An 18,713-nucleotide genomic window follows, 5' to 3' on the forward strand; every position below is an offset into this window, starting at 1 on the left:
GGCTTACCTCAAATTCAAAGTCCAAGCAAGAAATTACTATATTTGACCCACTATGTTTTCACAGCTGACTGACTCTCTAGAATCTACTCTCAAGAACCTGCGCGGGCAGGGCAAGCTCACCGAAGAAAACGTCGCCGAATCGCTGCGCGAAGTGCGCCGCGCATTCCTCGAAGCCGACGTGAACTTCAACGTGACCCGCGACTTCGTTAAGGCCGTCAAGGAAAAGGCCATGGGCTCCGAAGTGCTTTCCTCGGTGACTCCCGGCCAGCAGATTGTGAAAATCATCCACGACGAACTCGTGGCCGTGATGGGTGGCGAAACCAAGGAAATCAACCTCTCGGGCCCCGCTCCGGTGGGCATCATGATGGTGGGTCTACAGGGCTCCGGTAAGACCACCTTCGCCGGCAAAATTGCCCTCTGGATGCGCAGCAAGAAAAAGCGCAAGCCGCTCCTGGTGGCCGCCGACGTGTACCGCCCCGCCGCTATCAAGCAGCTGCAGGTGCTGGGCAAATCTATCGGCATTCCCGTTTACGACGAAGGCCAGGGCAATCCGGTGGAAATCATCAAGCACGGTTACCAGTACGCCAAGGACAACGGCTTTGACTTAGTGATTTACGATACCGCAGGCCGCTTGCAGATCGACGAAGAGTTGATGCAGGAACTCGAAAAGGCCCGCGACGCCGTTCACCCCGACGAAATCCTGTTCGTGGCCGACGCCATGATCGGTCAGGAAGCGGTGAACGTGGCAGAGACCTTCTGGAACCGTCTGAACTTTACGGGCGTTTGCCTTTCGAAGATGGACGGCGACACCCGCGGCGGTGCAGCCCTTAGCATCAAGAAGATGACGGGGGTACCCATCTGCTTTATCGGTGTCGGCGAAAAGCTCCCCGAAATCGAACTGTTCCACCCCGACCGTATGGCCAGCCGAATCCTCGGCATGGGCGACGTGGTGAGCCTCGTGGAAAAGGCCCAGCAGGTCATCGACGAAAAAGACGCGAAGGACTTAAAGAAGAAAATTCTCAACAACACCTTCGACCTGAACGATTTCTTGAACCAGCTGCGCACCATCAAGAAGCTGGGCCGCATCAAGGATATTCTGAGCCTGATTCCGGGCCTGAACAAGCTCCCCATCGACCAGATTGATGAAAAGGAACTAGTTTACGTGGAAGCCGTGCTCAGCTCCATGACCCCGAAGGAACGCAAAAAGCCGCAGATTTTGGACGGCAGCCGCAAGGTTCGCGTAGCCAAGGGTTCCGGCACTGAAATCGGCCGCGTGAACGCCGTACTCAAGCAGTACGAAACCATGAAGGAAATGTTCAAGAAGGTCGGCGACATGGCCCGCAAGCAAAACAATGGCGGAACAGTTGGCAGTAACTACACGCCGCCCAAGGACAAGAAGAAAAAGAAGAAGAAATAAAAATGAAGCCCGCTTTAAGCGGGCTTATTTTATGATTTTGCGAATTTAATTTCGCGGATTTTAGAATTAGTGATTCTCTAGCTTGCTCAAGTCAGTCGAAAGCATTTTCCAGAGGCGAGATGCGAAAGGTTCCGCCCATTCTTTTTCGGGCGCCACACGGCTCGTAGTGGCAGCGGTAAATTCCGAATATACGAGGAACACGAGCTCTCCGTAGCGGGCATCCCACAGCGTCCAGAGCGTCTGCCAAGTGTAACCGCCACTCTTGCCGAGGTCGGTATCCATGCGCACATTCAGCACCACCGGAATCGAAAGGTAACGCAGTTCGTAGCGACTTGCAAGAGCGTTCAGCAAGTTCTTGAAATCCTTCGAAAGTTCGCGGGAAATATCCTGCTCTACCCCGTCGCGTTCCAGCCACGGACTCATATCGCTCAACTTTTTACCGTCGGCAAAGACCGAATTCAAAAGCAGCTTGGAAAGGCTATCGACGTATACGGAATCGGCATCGGGCAGGCGCATGCCCGGAAGCATAAGTTCGCGGCGCATCTTGGGGAACGCTTTGACCATCAGGGAATCTTCGACGCGGGCTAGGTCAAAATCCAGGGCGTCTGCACTGTAGCTGTGGCAGAACTTGCATTTTTCGGGACGGTCGGCCTTGACCGAAAGCGCCGGGAACACGCCCCACACCGCCGAGGAATCCATGCGGCTGTAAGCCTTCTTGTTCCATTCGCGGTAGGTCTTTTCGTTGCTGATTTTGAGTTCGATATCGCCGCGGGTGCCGCATTCCTGACACGGGGCGTCCTTCATGCTCGCATCGCCCGAAGCGTCTTCGCCACCCTGGCTACCCGCGCAACCTGCAAACAACAAAAAACTCATGCAGAGGAAACACGCAAAAGCAAATGTGATTTTATTTACCTTCATTTTCATTTCTCATTACTCATTTTTCATTATTCATTAGTTTAAACCTGCCTCGGTTTACCTGTCCAACCAAGCTTTTCGCGAAGCGCGCCCACAAAACCCGTATGGCGCAAACGAATAAACGTCGTCACCGACTTGCTTTCGGCAAGAGTCAGCACATCGTTCGGTTTTAAAACTATCGTGGTACGGCCATCGAACACCAAGTCCAGCGGGCCATCGACAGCCGACTTCATCTGGAGTTTCTTGGACGAAAGCGAAAGCACCAGCGGGCGCACCGAAAGACTGCTCGCCGCCACCGGAGTCAGCACCACCGCGGGCGTTGCCGGGTGAATAATCGGGCCGCCAGCCGCCAGGTTGTAGGCGGTAGAACCCGTCGGAGTCGAAACGAGCACGGAATCGGCCCAGTAATCGGTCAGGGCAGTCCCATTGTATTCCACGCTCACGTTCACCATGCGCTCGGGCGCGTGCGCACGAACGTGCACCTCGTTTAGCACCGTCTGCTTTGCCACTTGCTTTTTACCATGGTAAACGACCGCGTCAATCATCATGCGCTCGCGGGTCGAAAAGTCGCCGGCAAGCAAGCTATCCAAAGTCTGCGAAAGGCCTTCGACACGAGTCTCGGCCAAGAAACCGACTCGACCCGCGTTCACGCCCAGAATGGGCGTGTCGTGCCCGAGCGCCATGTGCGCCGCCGAAAGCACCGTGCCGTCGCCGCCAATGGCAAGCAACAAGTCAGACTGGCAAAGCGCATTTTCCTTGACAATCTTGATAGGCTTGCGCACCAAATCCTTCAGATTGTTCAACACGCAGAACGTCACCTGCGGATGTTCGTCGGCCCAGCCCGAAATCACATCGAGGGCGAGAGCCAAATCCGGATTCTTGTCTTTCCAGCCCACAATACCGATCGTGCGGAATTGGAATTTTTTGACCTTGTTCACTACGACGCCTCCGTTTCAGGCTTTGCTGTGGCCTGTTCCAAAAGCTGTTTCAACTTCTGCAAGACACCGGGGTAAGTGCTTTCGACCAATTCGGAATTCGCCACCGGTTCATCGTTTTCAAGAGCAATCGAAAGCACCGAAAGCGCAAGGCCATTCTGCGGCACCTCTCCGCCGTCAAAATCGCTTCCGTTCACAATCGTTTCTAGCCCGCGAATCACAAGGCCGTCGTCATAGACACCCACTTCGGCGCCCGTCTTGCGCAAGTTCTCGGCCAAGGCTTCGTTGGTGGAGCGCATTTCTTTACGCAGTTCCTTGGGGATGCGCAAAATGGTTTCGCCTTCGGCAAAGCAGGCGGCCACCGCCAAGAACGGGAATTCTTCGATTCCGGTCGCCATCGTATCTTCCGAAAAACGCCTGCCCTGCAAGCGCTTGCCCGAAGCGAGCGGATACACCATGATATCGCCATAGACATCGCCAAAGCGTTCGCGACGGCTCACGGTTTCGAAGTTTCCACCCATGCGCTTAAGGCAAGTGAGGGCACCCGCGCGGGAACTGTTCAAATCCACATTCTTGAGGCAGACTTCGGTATTTTTGGGAATGCCCGCAATCGTCGTCAAGAGCACAAAGGCCATCGCTTCGGTCGCGTCGCCAGGAATGTAGTAGTCGCGGCCCGTAATCACCTGGGTTTCCGAAATTTCGGTAAACAGCGAACGTTCCACCTTCTGGCCGCGCGCAATCATCATGCGGCGCTCCAGTTCCGTGAGCTGTTCCATGCCGCGGCTTTCGTACTTGACATTCACGCCAAAGTACATGAGCATTTTAGTCCACTGGTCGTGTACCGAGCCTTTTTCCTCGAACGACAGGTATTCGCCACGAATGAGCGTGCGCAAAAGCAAGCGGTTACGCATGATGGTCGCTACGTTGCCCAGCGAATCCTTTTTAATCGCCACTTCTTCGGGCGCAAAGGTAAACGTAAACTTTGCCGGTTCATCGTCGACAGGCTTTACCTTGAAATACTTCTGCAAAAGTTCCTTGGCACGTGCCACCTGCGCAATGCCCGTTTCGTCATTTTCGGCGGCAAACGTATAAATCTGCTCTACATCCTTGGAAGCTAGCGTCCAAAGCATCACGCAACGAGATTCGCCCAAGTCTATCGGGAGCATGCTCGGGAGCGCGTACTGAAAACCCTTGCCTTCGAGCACCAGTTGGTGGCCTTGCTGCGTATAATTCAGGCCAAATTCCTTGAGGACCTCGGCAAAAGGTTCTACACCCGCGGCAAAAGAGAAATCTTCAAAAACGGTACGACCATTTACAAGCAGCGCCATCACCAGCGCAAGCTCCATGCGTTCGCGGTCGGGGTTTAAAACAAATTCCATTAGCGTTCCTTTACGTCGTAACCAAGCTGCAACAGAATCTGCATGGCACGGCGGGCCTCTTCAGGGGTCTTAAACGCAAGCAGCAACGTGCCTGCAATATTTTCGCGGACTTTCATCAGTTCAATATCGCGAATGTTCAAATTGTTGTCGGCTAGGGGCTGCATCACCTGCAGCAGCGCACCAGGCACATCTTTCAGGGGAACCGTAATTTCGGAGAAGGCGGCTGCGGCATTGCGGCCCGGCGCAAACAGACTGGCACGGCCATCGTTACCGGCCTTAAAGACGGTTTCCAATTCGGCAGAATGGTCATCAGCGGCGGGTTTGCCGTCGCACACCACCTTCAAATTTTCCATGGCCTCGACCGTCTTGTCGATTCCGGCGCGGACTTCTTTAAGCGCAAGCACCGTCTGGTCGCGGTTAGTGACGGCGATATCGTGCCACATGTTCCAGCCAGAGGCGGCAATGCGCGTCATGTCTCTAAAGGCACGGCCTGCGTAATGCTGGTAGTTAGGCTTCACCAGGCGCTCCGGCATGCTCGCCGCAAGCGTCGACGAAAGCATCTGCGGCATGTGCGAAACCCAGGCCATGGTGCGGTCATGATGTTCCGGCGGGAACACCACGGCATTTGCGCCCACGAATGAAATCAAGTTCAAGAGCGGCTTGTACACCGATTCGTCGACACCTTCAGGCGGGCACACGAACCAGTAGGCATTTTCAAAAATCGAGGGATCGTTGTATTCGAGCGTTCGCTTTTCGGAGCCTGCCATCGGGTGGCTACCCACAAACACGAATGGTTCCGGGAGCTTGGCGCCCGCCTTGCAAATTTCCACCTTGGTCGATCCGATATCGCTCACCAAAATCTGGTTCTGGCCCGCAAGAGCCGCCAAGTCCATCTGCGAAAGAGCATCGATGGTCTTAAGGATATGCAGAATCGGAGCGCACAGCAAAATCACATCGGAACCGGGAACCCAGTCCTTGATTTCGTCGTAGCCGAAAAATTCATCGGCAAGCCCCAGCTCCTTTGCACGGGCAAGTGTGGTGGGGCTACTCACCGCACGCACCACCGTAGGCAACTTCGCCTGCTTAATGGCAGCGGCTACCGAACTTGCCAAAAGTCCAAAGCCAACGAAGGTGATCCGCATTATTCTTCTACCTTGCAAGTTTCGTCAATAATGGTTCTAAAAATGTTCTTGAACGATTCTGGAGGCAAGGGGCCATTCGCCTTTTTCGCTTTTTCGGCGACCCCGTTCAAAACAGCCTCTTCGCGCGCAGCATCAAGCACGGGGAGTCCCTTTTGCTTCTTGATTTTACCAATTTCCACTGCGAAACTCGCCCTCTTGTTCAAAAGGGCAATCAGTTCATCGTTCAGTTCATCAATACGGTTGCGCCAGTCTTCAATATTCATACTTTGAATTTAGAAAAAAGGCTCAATGGTGTCGCTTAAAACTCCACCTTGTACTCGTCAAAAGCCTTCTTATTGGCCTTCATGTTCGGGCCATCCCAGTCAAAAAGCGCTGGTCCCCAGGCTCCACTCAAAGTAGGTTCCCAGAAAAAGGCGCCAATCCAGCGGTCTAGCCCGCGAACCATATCTACAGCCTTCTTGCGCGAGCCATCGTAAGAATATGTATTATCCGATTCGCCGCCGTTGTATTCGGCCACAATGAATTCCAAATTCGGATAAGTCGAAATCAAGTTTCTGAACAAACTATTCCACTTGTCCGGTTTGTCATCACCGTAAGCGGTATACGCCGAAAATCCCATCACGTCAGCAGGAACTTTCTGGTTCTTGAAGATTTCATTCATCCACCAGTCGACCGTACTCGTCTTGCGAATGCTTTCGATATGAAGAACCGTCTTGATATTTTGCGACACCGCCTTGACGGCGCGAATGCCCGCCTTAAAGTACTTGCCCGCATTGGCCTTGCCGGCACTTGTACCCATATCACCATTGATTGCAGTAGATGCCTTGTCTACCCCATTGCCCCAGCAATCCGTCTTGCTATTCGGCACATGAATTAGTATTCCGGGAGTCGTCTCGTTTCCGACTTGCACCATCTCGGGAGTCGCATTCACCTGCTTTAAGGAATTCAACAAGTCGTATGTATAGTTGTACACCGAATCGGCCATGGCATCGGAACTTTTCACGTTGCGCCAGCGAGAGGGAATAATCTGCTTGCCTGGATCGGCCCAGTTGTCGCTGTAATGAATGTCGAGCAAGAACGCCATGCCCGCCGCCTTGATCTTTTGGGCGTAAGCGATAATGTGGTCCTTGTCGGCATAACTTTCGGCATCATGATCGCAGCCCGACGCCGCATAACCGTACTGCGCCTTCGGACTCACAAAAGTCTTCAAGCGAATCGCATTGAATCCGTGGTCTTTCAGGAGCGTAAAGATGTCTTTTTCGGAGCCGTCGACATCGTAGAATTTGGCACCCCAGCGCTCGTATTCCTGCACCGTCGAAATGTCCGCACCGTTATAGAAGCTAAAGTCAAGCGCAGGCCCCTTGCTCGAAGAAGAGGGCGGCACCATTCTAGAAGAAGATTCCGGCAGAGGTTCCATCTTGGAAGACGAAGAACGCGGCGGCCTCGAATCCGAAGACATATCGGGAACAATTCTCGACGAAGACGATTTTGGCGGTTCCACAGCCGAGGAATGTGATGATTCCATTCCTGAAGAAGCACCCGGATTGACTTCAAGCGCCGACGATTCCGGAGTATCCGCTGTAGAAGAACTCAGGTAAGCAAGCGTATCCCCGCCTTGGGGCGGATAAACTAAGACCTCAGGCGGTGGCATTTGAATGGTATCATAAATCGTATCGCGGACAGTTACCACAGATGAATCGCGTTCATTATCTATGACTTCGTAGTCATATTCCGCAGCATTGTTAGATCCGTTATCGCAACCATTCACGACAAGTGCAAATAGCGTCGCAAAAGAGACTAGACCAAATTTTCCCATTCGAATTCCCATGCCCCTAATCTATACAAAACACCCCGAAAAATCAACAAACGAATTCTTTACACTAGGCCTTGCGCGGCAAAAAACAGCCCCACAATACAGCAAAAGGCCCCGTCAAAGCGGAGCCTTTCGCTAAATTCAACAGACAGGGCTAAGCCCTATGCCGTAAAATTACTTGACCTGGAAGTAGTAGGTCTGCAGGGTCTTGCCATCCTGGGCGAGCTGAAGAATCTGCTTGCCAGACGGAAGAGTGCCAGTCACCTGGAACAGGTTTTCGGCCTTGTATTCCACGTTCAGAGTCGTGCCCTTGGACTTGTCTACAAAGAGACCGGTCTTTTCATCGGCGCCGAAGCCCTGGCAGTCGGAATGGTCAGCCACCTTGCCTTCCACAGCCGGGTAGGTGGTCGCAACCAGCGGAGAGGTCACGGAGCTTGCATTCACGTAGAACACGTTGAGTGCAGCGTCCACGGCCAACGGAGCCGGGAGGCTAGAAACCTTGGCTGCGCCCTTATCGGCCTTCTTCTTTTTCTTCTTGTCAGCCTTCTTGCCCGGAACCTTGGCGGCATCGGTAGCAATCGGCATGGTCAAACGATAACCGGCAACGGATTCGCTGCAGCTTGTAGAATAGACAACCCACTGGTTATCAATCTTTTCAGGACCTTCGGTCGTACCGCTCTTGTAGAGACCCGGCTTGATCTGGTCGCTGTATTCGTACAGAGTCACAGAGAGGTTCGGGTTCTTTTCGTCGGTAGCAATCTTCTGCTGGCCGAGAATGTACTTGGAACGACGGGCCTTGATCAGGTATTCGCCAACGGGAACCTTTTCAAACTTGAACTTACCCTGCTGAAGGTCGCCCTTGTAGGGGTACTTCGGGTTCTGCGTACCGAAGATGGTTGAATCCATCCAAACGGTCGGCATTTCAATAGCCTTGCCAGTAAACGGATCGAGGACGACACCTTCGATAGTGCCAGTCTTCTGGCAACCGGTCATAGCCATAGCCACGAGAGCGGCTGCACCAATAAAGAGTTGCTTTTTCATTTGAATCCTTTTTTTAATAAAAGGGCCCCCTTACGCAGGGAGCCATTCATTTATCTGTAATTATTCGGCGTCTTCAGCCTTGGCAGGAGCAGCCTTGCGGGTCTTACGCTTTGCACCAGTGATGTTGCCAGCGAAACGCTTGTTGAAGCGGTCGATACGGCCAGCCGTATCCACGCGATGCTGCTTGCCCGTCCAGAACGGATGGGTATCAGCCGTAATTTCCAAGGAAATTACGCTATATTCAACACCATCGATAGTCTTCTTTTCGGCGGAAGACTTCGTGGAGCGGGTGATGTATTCTTTACCCGTATTCGCATCGACGAACACGACCGGTTGATAGTTAGGGTGGATACCTTCTTTCATTTTTAAACTTCCTATGAAGTAGTTAGATTTTGAGAGCCTAAATTTAGAAGAATTTCGCCATTTTGGCAAGGGAAATAGTATTTTTGGGAACATGAATAGAATTTCTGTGGCATTTTTTACAATTATCCCTTCGCTTTTTATGGCCTGCGGGAACGAACCTCCCGTGGCAAAAATCATCGTAACCGACCAAAAAATGCCCCTTACCGAGTGGCCCGACAGCGCCTACGTTGCAGGACTAGATTCTATTCTCGCCCTGGAGCCTATCAAGAAGAACGCCGAAACCGAAGCGAACATCAACATGAACGTTTTCGAGGCGCCCGTCTTCAAACTGCCGGGGTCGGTCACCGGCAAAAAAGAGGCTTCCGCGAAGGCGAACCACGCAGGCAAGTCCGCGGGGGCAAAACAGGCAAACACCCCCAAGGCCGACAATTCCGCCGAAGCGTTTGCCGACAAATTCGCCACGGCACTTTCCAAGTTGCAGTCCGACCCCTCTAACGCAAGCCTGTACAAGACCGTCACCGCAAACGAAGGCGACGACCTGTTCAAGCTGTTAAAGCGTACCTACGGCGCCGGAGTCCAGGGGCTCCCCCGTTTCTATGTTCTCTCGGCTCTACAATCAGTAAACGCCGGCGTCATGCTAGAGCACTTAAACGCCGGCGATAAAGTCCGAGTACCTAGATTATAAATTCAGATTTCAGAGTTCGGAATTCGGGAAAAATAAAAGTTACGCACCAGTTTCCAATTCCGAATTACAACACGCCCTTGCTGCTGGGGATGCCTTTCACATTCCTGCTCGGGGCAATCGCCATCGCCACAGCGCGGGCAAAAGCCTTGAAGATCGACTCCAGGCAATGATGGTTGTCGTTGCCGTAGAACAGTTCCACATGCAGGTTCATGCGGGCATTTTCGCACAGACTCTTGAAGAAGTGTTCGAACATGCTAGCTTCGATACCGCCAGCCATGGCAGCCGGGAGCTTCACGTTCCACACAAAACCAATGCGGTTGCTAAAGTCAATGCACACGCGGCTCAAAGCCTCGTCCATCGGGACAAAGTAGAATCCATAGCGTTCGATTCCCTTCTTGTCGCCAAGGCATTCCACCAAGGCCTGACCAAGCACAATCGCAATGTCTTCCATGCTATGGTGCATATCGACATGGACATCACCATTGCAAGTCAAATCCAGATGGATTCCACCATGGATTTGGAACAAATTAAGCATGTGATCCAAGAAGCCGTTTCCGGAATTGATAGAACCCGGAGTGGAATCATCCAAGTTGAGCGACAAGGCGATATCTGTTTCGCCGGTCTTTCGTGTGAGAGACGTGCTACGCATCATAGTCCTCTACTTTTTAACAATCACGCCACCATACACGCGGAAACGCGTCACGCGGCCAAACTTCATTTCAGGAAGCGGAGTTTCGACACCGTTCAAAAGCATCTTGGCGATAGCCGTCGGATCGCCGATGGTTACGCACAAAGTATCATTCGTGTTGTAAACCATGCGAACACCGGCCCTAGAAATATTTGCTTCCTTCAAGAAGGAATCCGCATCTTCGCGACGCTTGAGGCCCACCCAAGAAAGAGATTCGCCAGAACCAATCAACACGAAGTTCGTCTTGCTGGTCTTGGGAGAAGTCGGAACAGCAGCCTTTGCAGTATCCTTCTTGGAGTCAGACGAAATGAAAATTGTTGCAGATGCCGGCAGGTCCGATTTCTTGATGGCAGAATCCACCACAGCCTGGCTCACCGTCGTATTGGCAGCGGCCAGCTTTGCAGAATCCTTAGCGACAGAATCAGCAGCCATGGAATCAGCCGGGACAGCCTCGGCACCATCCGGAATTTCCTGGGTCATGGAATCTTCGACTGCCACCGGGAGCTTTTCAGCGGGCTGCTGTTCGCTAGACTGCTGGGCCAGGGATTCCAAATCCAAGAAATGGGAAGCGACTAGGAATGCCAGTACGAGAAGTACAAGCACCACGGGAACAGCCATACTCTTTTTCTTGATTTCGCCCTCTTTGAGGGGAGCAAGCTTGCGGCCAGCCGACACATCATTAAAATCCGTTTCGACCGGAGCACCGCTTTCGGCATTGTAGGCCTTGAGTACCTGGTCGGCATTCAAATTCAAAACATGAGAAATAGAACGTAAATAACCACGCACGTAAGCGGCCACCGGGAACGTTCTCCACTCGCCAGCTTCAATCGCCTTAATATAAGAGACTCCAAGCTTAATTGAATCAGCAAGTTCCTCCACCGTCATCTTGCGGCTTTCACGAACTCTTGCAATATACTGACCCACTTTCTCTTCGGGTCGCATTTCTTCTGCTGGAATAGACATTATACCTCTACCTTCATATCGACCAACATCTCGAGCATCCGTGCTACAGGCAAACCCACCACGTTGTAGTAGCACCCCCGGATTTCCTTGATAAGCCTTGCGCCACCGGTCTGAATCCCATAAGCACCAGCCTTATCCATCGGGTCCCTAGAATTTACATATTTTTCGAGCTCTTGTTTGGAGCAGTTTCTAAAAACAACCTCTGTTTCCTCGCATTCCGCTTTAATAATTTGTCCGCCATGGGCAATGGCCACGCCGGTTATTACTTTGTGCGATCTGCCATTCAGCTTTGTAAGCATTTCCAAAGCTTCCGCCTCGGAATGGGGTTTGCCCAAAGGCTTACCGTCCAGGAACACCAACGTGTCAAAGCCAAGCACGATTTCGGAAGGCATCTTGCGCGAAACGGCAAGCGCCTTTATGGAGGCATTTTCTTTCGGAAAATCCAGCGGATTCGTCGACGTCGGCTTTTCTTCTTCGTTCGAAACCACTACTTCAAAATTCACACCGATTAGCTGCAGAATTTCTTTGCGCCTCGGCGACCCACTCGCTAAAATCACTTTCGTTTTTCCCATCATAGCATCCTTTTTTACTCAGAGGGAGCTTTCTGCGACCGACCTCACTGCTCAAAGCACCGCAGGTGCGCCCTCATCGCTAATTCGTCTCCGTACTACCCGCATTGAGCTTGATATCCGGCAAATCTCTCACGTAAATCGAGAAGCTCCAGCCCGCGGCAGGCCCTGTAGGAGTCCAGCTAAAGTCAAGCTGCCAGCAGTGCAACACGCGGTTAAATGTAAAGCTATGCGTCACAAATCGTCCTTCGTTATAGTTATAACGGGTGCTGTAAGTCATTTCCCAGTTCTTGGTGGGTTGCAGACTTGCACTAATGCCGGTTGAATGCGTCACGCGGTCCTGAAACAAATCGCGCGCCACGCGAGTGCTGCTAAAGCTGTAGCTATAGTCAAAGCCAAAGGTCCACTTGAGCATTTCATACTTGCCCAGCTGCGACGGCAAACCGCCATTGAATTCACCGCTCCAGCTAAAGCGCTTCGAAAAATCGTAACCCCAGTAAATGAGTTCCGGCATCTGCACCTTGTTCGGGTCTTCGGTAAACTTGTGGTACACGCTATGGCGGGTATTGATCGTGAACAGGTAATCCGGCAAAATCTGGAAACCGAACGAAGAAGTAATGTCCGAGAACTGCAGCGAATCGGCGGCAAAGTTATACGAAACGCTGTGGCGAGTCGTAAGCAAGCGACGTGTGCCGTACTGGTCTTCCACCGCCTTTGCCGTATCGCCCTTCGTGGTATCGGCCGCATGGCCCACCACCTTCAGGTACTTGATATCAAAGTCGTTGTTGAGTCCAAAACCAACAGTCTTCTGTTCAATCTGGTACGGAGTCTGGCCCAATAGCGGATGCGGAGCGAACTTTTTCACTGTATCAATTTCCGGTGCATACGTATACGACACACTCGGCGATAGCACATGCCTTGCGCCTGTAAAGCGACCAATCTCGGGAACCCAGATACCGTAAAGTTTCGTATCGGCCGTAATGCTGTAATTGTGGTTGTAGGCCACCTGACCATATTCATCATGTTCGGGATCAAGGCTCATGTAGCGCTTGCGGTACTTCAGGGAATCTTCGGGATTAATCCAACCCGTTCCAGTCCAGTAGCCCGTAAAGGTCGCGCGCGGCGTGATGTTGATGACATCAAACAGCGTGCCCGAGTAATCCATGGAATACGTACCCGTATAGCCCACATATTCTGCGGTCGTGTCTACGGCATTGACCGTATCGCGCGCACGCTTGGTGTAATAGTTGAAGCGGTTGTTAAAGTTGTAGTTGAACTTTTCAAGATAGCTTATGAACGAACCGTCTTCGTACGCTTCCTCGTCTTCATCGAGTTCAAAGGTAAAGAGCTGGCCACTCATGCGGTACTGGATATCCGGAATTTCGCGCTCCATCATGTCCGTCACCAAGTTGTGGTTCTGGCGGGCCTTCACGGTAAGGCTCTTGTTCGTTCCGAAGCGGCCCGAGTAAGTCAACTGCGCATTTGCTTGCTGGTTCAAGATCGTTTCTGCATCGAGAGCTTTATCCTTACGAATGCTCTGGCTACTGACGAACGAGCCCGAACCGCTCAAAGTCTGCTTGCCGTCGGGAGTCAAGTTCTGGTTGTGCGTAAAGCGAATATCGTAGCCGCTGTTCGCCATATCGAATTCTTCGAGGTACGACGTATAAGACACGTTTCCGTCGAGCACGTAACGTTTCTTGTATCGCACTTCGCCCGTCAGAGTCGAGCGTTCGAACCTAGCCTCGTCACCTTCGATAATGTCGCCCTTGACCGTTGCATCCCAATAATCGTTTGCCGCGTAATAGAAACCGAGATTACTCATGTAGTAACCCTGTTTCTGGTCACCGCCGAACTTCGGAGTCAAAAGGCCCGACTTACGTCCACTCTTCAAGGGGGCAACAATCATCGGGAGCACTGCCACCGGCACATCGGCAATGTTCAGTACCACGGGGCGCGCGGTAATCGTCTCCTTGGGCTTTACCACCATGCGCCGTCCGTAGAAATAGAAGTGCTGGTGAGTGGAATCGTTACAAGTACTGAAGTCGCCACGCGCAATCTGAATTCGTTGGTCAGGGAGCCTTCGGACTTCCATGCCGTTCAGTTGCTGGTTATCTTGATATGTCGTTGCGTAATAGATTTCACCGATACGACTTTTCATGTTGTACTTGAGCCGCATACCCGAAAGCGATGGATTCTTGGTTTCGCGCAGCACCGGATCGCCCGTCGCCGCCAGGATGCTGTTTTCCTGATCAAACAAAATCGTATCGGCATCCAGAGTTGCCGAACGATACTTGAGCTGGGCACTGTTATTCAGGTTAAAGGTCGATTTATCGACATCGTAAACCAAGTCCACGGCGCGGTATTCAATGGTATCTACACCGGTCGTGTCGTTCATCCAGTCGACCTCTGTCGTATCCTCTTCTTCCTGAACACGCTCTTCGAGTTCAAAGCGAGTCATCTCCTGGCCGAAGGCGGCCGGAGTGGCGATGGCAAAAATCCATAATGCCAAAAAAGCCCACAGAATACGATGGGTTCTAGATAAAATCACGTTGGCGATAATTTAGAAAAATCCCCCGTCAGAAAACGGAGGATTTTCAAAGAGTTTCGTCGAAAGAATCGCGATTACTTCAGCACGGCGTTCTTGCCGGACACAGAACCGTTGTGGTCAATACGAACAAGATAACGGCCGCTCGGAACGTTTTCGCCATTCCAGCGAAGCGTGTTAAAGCCCGGCTGAGCGTTGTCGGCACGGAGGGTTGCCACTTCGGCACCGTCAGAATTCAAAATCGTGACGATTGCAGTACCGGCTGACTTGAGGTCAAAGCTAATGGCCTTGCGGCTAAAGCCCTTGAGCAAGGCGGAAGCTGGCTTCACGTTGCCATTCACCTTGGGAGCCGGAGCAAATTCATTTACGCGTTCCACATAAATGCCGTTCAGGTTCGTTGCGCGCACCTTGGCGTCAGAAGCAACCAGCGAGCCCTGTTGGAGCACAGCAACCAGCTGCTTGTTGTTGCTTTCGGTTGCACTCGCGTAGGTTTCAAGTTCCTGAGCGTTGAATTCAGCCTTGTTGTACCAGGATTCCACCTTGGCGCTTTCCAGATCCTTCACGGTAATCTGGGCACGACGGATGGTTGCGGTATAAGTTTCGCCTTCGCTCACGTAGGTAATTTCGAGCGGTTTATTCACCGTACCGCGGAGCATCGACTTAGAAGCTTCGATATCGTTACCCTTGAGGCTCACACCGTCAACAGCGGTAATCACGTCGCCCGCCTGGAGCTTGGTTTCGGCAGCGGGGGTACCCGGAATCACTTCGGCCACCTTCACGCCATCACGAATCTGGTAAATCGTCACACCGATACCGCCGAATTCTTCGTCGGCCATAATCGGGGCTGCAAGCATAGCTGCAACAAGAGAAGCCTTGATAAACTTGTTCATAGGAACTCCTTATAAATTCTATACGTTCTAAATATATAATTATTAATCGTTTCGGCAACTCCAATTGACTAGATTATTCAAAAATCAGCCTCATTGGAGCCAAATGTCGAAAAAAAACGCAGAAAAAGCCCCTATTCGAACATGGTGCCGTCTTCTTCGTCTGCGGCGCCATCGTCGTAATCTTCGATCGATTTGCCGTTGCCAGGCACAATAATCAGGCCTAGCGTCACCGGGTCACCCTTCATGTTCAGGTAGGCTTCCAGCCACAAATTCGTCGAAAGGCGCAGCAGGCGAAGGTCGAGCATGGTGCCGCCCTTGTGAATGCTTTTCGGATTCCTGTTGAAGAACAGGAACTTTTTATTGATATATTCGAAGCGGTCCTGGTCGTAGTTGATGGACCATTCGGAATTGCCGTCGTTTTCTTGGCGGTAGGTGCAACGGTCGTTATCGATGTCACATTCAAAGCTTGCACTTTCGTGGTAACGTTTGTTCCATTCGCGGCTAAAGGCGCAGCTCTGTACGCGGCCAGCACCATTGCGCTTTTTATTCAGCTGGTCGTTAATGACCACAAAATCCATTTTCTGATTCTTGACCTGCTTGTAGACATCCATCAAAATGATGTACGCTTCAATATTGTTGGGGCATTTACCCGTCAGGTTCACGTCTTCGTGCGCCTTCAAGAGCGTCTGCTGCATGTCAATATCAATAGCATCGGGAATTTCACTTTCCTTGATTTTATCGAGTACCTTCTTGGGCGGAACAAAGACAACCTTGTCGCCCTTCTTGATGGCGTAACCCAACTGATCGCGCACGTAGTCCAGGCACTGCTGCACGTGAATGTGCACCGTATTGGAACCGCCAGACACGAAGTCCACGCCAATCCGCACATTCCATTCGCCCGCGGTGCTGCCCGCGTTCTTGTCGATTTCGCAGAAGGGATCTTCGCGAATACCGTCAATAAATATCACTTTCGCATTGAGCTTGGTCACCACCGATTCTTCTTTGTCCAAGGCTCCACCCAAGCTCCAGAAATTCGGATTCAAGCGCAACACTTCGGCAAAGGCCTTGTCGCCATCGAGGGCCGGCAACAAAGAATCGTTGCGGGCATTCTTTTCTTTCAAAAGCTCAGAATACTCCGTCGTAACGTTCATATTGGTAAAACCGTTACGCTTTGCCGGCTCAGGCATAGCCAGCGCAAAGGATACCGCCAAAAGGCAAATCAAGGCAAACAGAGAAATCTTTTTCATACGGGAAATAAAATACAAAAATGAGTTCGTAGATAATAGTGTGGAATGAGAAATGTGAGATGAGAAATGTGGGATTTATCATTTCACATTACACATTTCACATTTTTATTAAAGTGGGAACAATATCGCGTAGATTCATTAGATGCGGAATATGGTAATCCACATAGGGAGCGCTATCGGTGGTCGGATTCACGAAAACCGTAGTCCAGCCGCGGCGGTGCGCAGGTTCCAGGTTGCGAAGACCATCATCCAGCAACACAATGTCGCGTTTGTTCTCGGGCATTTCTAACCCCATGGTAGGGAGCTTTTGCGCAAGCCACCTTTCCATTTTGTCGTAAGCACTTTCGTGGGGTTTTCCTTCCCAGCCGAGTAACTTCAAGTCAAACACGCCGTCAATCGCCGAATCAATCCCCATGTGCGACATGCCCGCCTCACTCCAGTCGTGGCGGCCATTGGTAAATACAAAATGCGGACCCTCCAGGCTTTTCAACAGGGCCAGTTTTTCAGGAGCCTTCTTGGGGTAAATCAAGTATTCCGGCTCATGGATGAAGTCGAAAAATTCGTCGGGATCGGTACCGTGCATCGCCATCAGCCCAGCAAGCGTCGTTCCGAACCGTTCCAGGTAATCGGTACGCACCTTATGGGCCATTTCAAAATCGCAGCCGACCGTTTTCTGCACAAACAGTGAAATGCGGTGGTCCAGGGAATTCAGCACGCACCGTTCTTCGGCTCCGTATAAGGTCAAGTCGTAGTCGAACAGCCAAACCATAGGGAACTAGTAACCCATGGCAAGGCCGCCAATCTGACGCGCCAGATACGTTGCGTAGTTATCTGTCATGCCGCTCACGAAGTCGAGCACCTGGTGGTACGCTTCGGCAACGGTCACACTCTGGCCAATTTTCGCTTGACCGATGAGTCGTACAATGCGGTCGGCGCGGTAGGAATTGTTGCCGTTCAAGCGAAAATCGTAAACGCCGTTAATAAAGGCATCGAGCACCGTTGCAAGCGTCGTATAGCTACCCACTTCAAGCTCCGTCTTGCGGCGGTCCGGGTAAATGCGTTCCACGCCCAAGCGCTTTGCAATGCGGATACCTTCCATTACGTCGGAACGGGACAAATTCGTCAAGTGCTTGACGCGTTCGCCGCTCATGATCGCTTCGTAGTTATTCACGAAAGTCACGGCCACATCGTCAATCAGATTCTGAATGGCAAGCCCGCGCACGCTGCTCAGAAAATCGCGGAAGTTCTGACCATTTTCGCGGTATTCGCGGTCAATGTCTACATCTGGTCCGCACAAGTAGCTGAACATGCCGCGTACATCGCCGTAGCTCAAAATGCCAAGTTCAATGGCATCTTCCACATCCAAAATGCTGTAGCAAATATCGTCGGCGGCTTCCATCAGGTATACCAGCGGATGGCGCACCCACTTGCCCGTTTCCACTTCGGGAATGCCAAGCGTGTAAGCGGTAACGCGGTAAAGGTCAGCCTCTGTCGCGAACAAACTTGTAGGCGAACCGAACTTGGCAAGCTGCGGATACTTGATCATGGCACCGAGTGTTGCATAAGTCAAGCGCATACCACCATCCAAAAAGTGATATTCCAACTTGCTCAAAATGCGATGGCCTTGAGCATTGCCATCAAAGTTTTCGAAATCAGCCATTTCGGTATCATTCAGGTCGCGCATTGGGGCAGAATTGCGGTTTTTGCGGAACCATTCGCGAATGGCGGCTTCACCGGCGTGGCCAAAAGGCGGGTTGCCAATATCGTGGGCCAAGCATGCCGACTGAACAATCGTTCCGAAGTGGTATTCGTTGATGTACTTGGGCAGATACTTTTTAATCAGGTGATACACCGTAATGGCAAGGCTTCTGCCCACGCTCGATACTTCGATGCTGTGAGTCAAACGGCTATGCACATGGTCATTCACCGAGAACGGGTGCACCTGGGTCTTGCGGCCAAGACGCCTAAAAGCCGTCGAAAAAACAATGCGGTCGTAATCGCGGTGAAAGTCAGAACGGTTCGGGTCCAAATCGGCAGGGTGCCCGTAACGCGTCGCAGAAAGCAGAGTATCCCATTGAAGCATGGGTAAAAGATAGAAAAAAGAAGTAGACAGTAGGAAGT

General features: G+C 51.8%; 18 protein-coding genes. 2 read left to right on the forward strand and 16 right to left on the reverse strand.

What is annotated here, in order from left to right:
* The first annotated feature begins 52 nt into the window (after positions 1 to 52).
* Positions 53 to 1,417, forward strand: coding sequence for a signal recognition particle protein (gene ffh / locus B7988_RS07720; RefSeq protein WP_088657475.1), 1,365 nt, complete (start codon positions 53 to 55; stop codon positions 1,415 to 1,417).
* 66 nt (positions 1,418 to 1,483) lie between these two features.
* Here the strand turns inward: ffh and B7988_RS07725 are convergent, their stop codons facing one another.
* The 8 genes from B7988_RS07725 to B7988_RS07760 form a co-directional block, all read right to left on the reverse strand.
* Positions 1,484 to 2,335 carry a hypothetical protein gene (locus tag B7988_RS07725; protein WP_212668302.1) on the reverse strand — a complete coding sequence of 284 codons (852 nt, stop codon included), beginning with the start codon at positions 2,333 to 2,335 and terminating at the stop codon, positions 1,484 to 1,486.
* 38 nt (positions 2,336 to 2,373) lie between these two features.
* The gene (locus B7988_RS07730; RefSeq protein WP_088657476.1) at positions 2,374 to 3,270 is read right to left on the reverse strand and encodes an NAD(+)/NADH kinase; all 897 of its coding nucleotides are present in this window, start codon (positions 3,268 to 3,270) and stop codon (positions 2,374 to 2,376) included.
* Entirely contained in the window at positions 3,270 to 4,646 is a 1,377-nt protein-coding gene (locus B7988_RS07735) for a 3-phosphoshikimate 1-carboxyvinyltransferase (protein WP_088657477.1), read from the reverse strand. The genes B7988_RS07730 and B7988_RS07735 overlap by 1 nt, the downstream gene beginning before the upstream one ends.
* Positions 4,646 to 5,788, reverse strand: a complete 1,143-nt coding sequence (locus B7988_RS07740; protein ID WP_088657478.1) for a prephenate dehydrogenase/arogenate dehydrogenase family protein — start codon at positions 5,786 to 5,788, stop codon at positions 4,646 to 4,648. Before B7988_RS07740 ends, B7988_RS07735 begins: the two co-directional genes overlap by 1 nt.
* A complete protein-coding gene (locus B7988_RS07745; protein WP_073320304.1) occupies positions 5,788 to 6,051 on the reverse strand; it encodes a chorismate mutase in 264 nt (87 codons plus the stop codon). The genes B7988_RS07740 and B7988_RS07745 overlap by 1 nt, the downstream gene beginning before the upstream one ends.
* A 35-nt stretch (positions 6,052 to 6,086) precedes the next feature.
* Positions 6,087 to 7,604, reverse strand: coding sequence for a glycosyl hydrolase 53 family protein (locus B7988_RS07750; protein WP_088657479.1), 1,518 nt, complete (start codon positions 7,602 to 7,604; stop codon positions 6,087 to 6,089).
* Between the two features lie 171 nt (positions 7,605 to 7,775).
* Positions 7,776 to 8,642, reverse strand: coding sequence for a hypothetical protein (locus B7988_RS07755; RefSeq protein WP_073320299.1), 867 nt, complete (start codon positions 8,640 to 8,642; stop codon positions 7,776 to 7,778).
* 60 nt (positions 8,643 to 8,702) lie between these two features.
* Complete coding sequence (locus B7988_RS07760) at positions 8,703 to 9,005, reverse strand: type B 50S ribosomal protein L31 (protein ID WP_072977299.1); 303 nt, start codon at positions 9,003 to 9,005, stop codon at positions 8,703 to 8,705.
* Between the two features lie 91 nt (positions 9,006 to 9,096).
* Here B7988_RS07760 and B7988_RS07765 point away from each other — a divergent pair, with 91 nt between their 5' ends.
* Positions 9,097 to 9,690 (forward strand): hypothetical protein, encoded by a 594-nt coding sequence (locus tag B7988_RS07765; RefSeq protein WP_088657480.1) that lies wholly within the window; start codon positions 9,097 to 9,099, stop codon positions 9,688 to 9,690.
* Between the two features lie 64 nt (positions 9,691 to 9,754).
* On the opposite strand, the gene hisB is transcribed toward B7988_RS07765, so the two are convergent.
* The 8 genes from hisB to B7988_RS07805 all read right to left on the reverse strand — a co-directional run bounded on the left by hisB (position 9,755) and on the right by B7988_RS07805 (position 18,675).
* Positions 9,755 to 10,339, reverse strand: a complete 585-nt coding sequence (hisB, locus tag B7988_RS07770; protein ID WP_073320660.1) for an imidazoleglycerol-phosphate dehydratase HisB — start codon at positions 10,337 to 10,339, stop codon at positions 9,755 to 9,757.
* 9 nt (positions 10,340 to 10,348) lie between these two features.
* Positions 10,349 to 11,341 (reverse strand): helix-turn-helix domain-containing protein, encoded by a 993-nt coding sequence (locus tag B7988_RS07775; protein WP_073320293.1) that lies wholly within the window; start codon positions 11,339 to 11,341, stop codon positions 10,349 to 10,351.
* Positions 11,341 to 11,916, reverse strand: a complete 576-nt coding sequence (locus tag B7988_RS07780; RefSeq protein ID WP_088657481.1) for a Maf family protein — start codon at positions 11,914 to 11,916, stop codon at positions 11,341 to 11,343. The genes B7988_RS07775 and B7988_RS07780 overlap by 1 nt, the downstream gene beginning before the upstream one ends.
* A gap of 76 nt (positions 11,917 to 11,992) precedes the next feature.
* Positions 11,993 to 14,419 (reverse strand): putative LPS assembly protein LptD, encoded by a 2,427-nt coding sequence (locus B7988_RS07785; protein ID WP_249268906.1) that lies wholly within the window; start codon positions 14,417 to 14,419, stop codon positions 11,993 to 11,995.
* A 113-nt stretch (positions 14,420 to 14,532) separates the two neighbouring features.
* Positions 14,533 to 15,345, reverse strand: coding sequence for a PDZ domain-containing protein (locus B7988_RS07790; RefSeq protein ID WP_088657482.1), 813 nt, complete (start codon positions 15,343 to 15,345; stop codon positions 14,533 to 14,535).
* Positions 15,346 to 15,476: 131 nt separating this feature from the next.
* Positions 15,477 to 16,592, reverse strand: coding sequence for a hypothetical protein (locus B7988_RS07795; protein WP_249268907.1), 1,116 nt, complete (start codon positions 16,590 to 16,592; stop codon positions 15,477 to 15,479).
* A 97-nt stretch (positions 16,593 to 16,689) separates the two neighbouring features.
* Entirely contained in the window at positions 16,690 to 17,361 is a 672-nt protein-coding gene (locus B7988_RS07800; protein WP_088657483.1) for a pyrimidine 5'-nucleotidase, read from the reverse strand.
* A 6-nt stretch (positions 17,362 to 17,367) separates the two neighbouring features.
* Complete coding sequence (locus tag B7988_RS07805) at positions 17,368 to 18,675, reverse strand: deoxyguanosinetriphosphate triphosphohydrolase (RefSeq protein ID WP_073320280.1); 1,308 nt, start codon at positions 18,673 to 18,675, stop codon at positions 17,368 to 17,370.
* Between the last annotated feature and the right edge of the window lie 38 nt (positions 18,676 to 18,713).

Source organism: Fibrobacter sp. UWB1 (genome assembly GCF_002210325.1).
Taxonomy (GTDB): Bacteria; Fibrobacterota; Fibrobacteria; order Fibrobacterales; family Fibrobacteraceae; genus Fibrobacter.

Coding starts and splice junctions, on each gene's coding strand:
- ffh (WP_088657475.1), top strand. CDS start 53: ATGTTTTCACAGCTGACTGACTCTCTAGAATCTACTCTCAAGAACCTG.
- B7988_RS07725 (WP_212668302.1), bottom strand. CDS start 2,335: ATGAAGGTAAATAAAATCACATTTGCTTTTGCGTGTTTCCTCTGCATG.
- B7988_RS07735 (WP_088657477.1), bottom strand. CDS start 4,646: ATGGAATTTGTTTTAAACCCCGACCGCGAACGCATGGAGCTTGCGCTG.
- B7988_RS07740 (WP_088657478.1), bottom strand. CDS start 5,788: ATGCGGATCACCTTCGTTGGCTTTGGACTTTTGGCAAGTTCGGTAGCC.
- B7988_RS07745 (WP_073320304.1), bottom strand. CDS start 6,051: ATGAATATTGAAGACTGGCGCAACCGTATTGATGAACTGAACGATGAA.
- B7988_RS07750 (WP_088657479.1), bottom strand. CDS start 7,604: ATGGGAAAATTTGGTCTAGTCTCTTTTGCGACGCTATTTGCACTTGTC.
- B7988_RS07755 (WP_073320299.1), bottom strand. CDS start 8,642: ATGAAAAAGCAACTCTTTATTGGTGCAGCCGCTCTCGTGGCTATGGCT.
- B7988_RS07760 (WP_072977299.1), bottom strand. CDS start 9,005: ATGAAAGAAGGTATCCACCCTAACTATCAACCGGTCGTGTTCGTCGAT.
- B7988_RS07765 (WP_088657480.1), top strand. CDS start 9,097: ATGAATAGAATTTCTGTGGCATTTTTTACAATTATCCCTTCGCTTTTT.
- hisB (WP_073320660.1), bottom strand. CDS start 10,339: ATGCGTAGCACGTCTCTCACACGAAAGACCGGCGAAACAGATATCGCC.
- B7988_RS07775 (WP_073320293.1), bottom strand. CDS start 11,341: ATGTCTATTCCAGCAGAAGAAATGCGACCCGAAGAGAAAGTGGGTCAG.
- B7988_RS07780 (WP_088657481.1), bottom strand. CDS start 11,916: ATGATGGGAAAAACGAAAGTGATTTTAGCGAGTGGGTCGCCGAGGCGC.
- B7988_RS07790 (WP_088657482.1), bottom strand. CDS start 15,345: ATGAACAAGTTTATCAAGGCTTCTCTTGTTGCAGCTATGCTTGCAGCC.
- B7988_RS07795 (WP_249268907.1), bottom strand. CDS start 16,592: ATGAAAAAGATTTCTCTGTTTGCCTTGATTTGCCTTTTGGCGGTATCC.
- B7988_RS07800 (WP_088657483.1), bottom strand. CDS start 17,361: ATGGTTTGGCTGTTCGACTACGACTTGACCTTATACGGAGCCGAAGAA.
- B7988_RS07805 (WP_073320280.1), bottom strand. CDS start 18,675: ATGCTTCAATGGGATACTCTGCTTTCTGCGACGCGTTACGGGCACCCT.